The 637-nt window shown below is 36.1% G+C and carries 1 protein-coding gene; it reads left to right on the top strand.

The features are described 5' to 3' along the window. Positions 1 to 125 precede the first annotated feature (125 nt). Positions 126 to 637 (top strand): phosphotransferase (locus tag ACFPQ4_RS07260; protein ID WP_378111116.1); only part of this gene is annotated, 512 nt, incomplete at its 3' end.

The following is a 637-nucleotide window of genomic DNA, read 5'->3' as shown; positions in this document are numbered from 1 at the left end:
AGCCGGACACATCCGCACCACCTAACCGCATCACGGCCGCCCTTCGGGCTTAAGGTGGTGGGACGTCGTGAATACAACAACGTTATGTGAAAGACCCTAAGTGCATAGAAAGAAGGAAAACTATTTTGATAATCAAAGATATCCTACTTCATAAATTTCAAAACATTAGATTAATAGAACTTACTGGGGGATATACGAACAGTACTTTTTTGCTAGAAGGTACATCGCCTCCGGCTGTTGCTAAAATATCAGATAAAGAAATTGTTGATGGGACAACAGAGATAAACAGTCTAAAGCTTTTGAATGAAACGAGTATAACACCAAGAGTACATGATTTTTTTGAGAGCAATGGATATCTATTTACAATTATGGACTACATCCCAGGAGTAAATAGTCAAACGTATTTAGATGACAATGATATTAGTAAAACACAGGAAATATATGAGTTACTTGGTAAACATCTAGCCAAAGACATTCATTCAATAAAGTTGAAGAACTCTAAATCGAATTTACCAACAATAAAGTTAATAAATATTGATCTAGATTCACTTGATTTTATCCCTAGAGATCCACTCGATGAGGTGAAATCGATTCTTGATATAGGGATTGAAGAGGAATATGTGCTAATTCACGGCGA

Source organism: Cohnella yongneupensis, assembly GCF_042655785.1.
Classification (GTDB): domain Bacteria; phylum Bacillota; class Bacilli; order Paenibacillales; family Paenibacillaceae; genus Cohnella; species Cohnella yongneupensis.
This window is presented reverse-complemented; position numbering and strand designations above follow the sequence as displayed.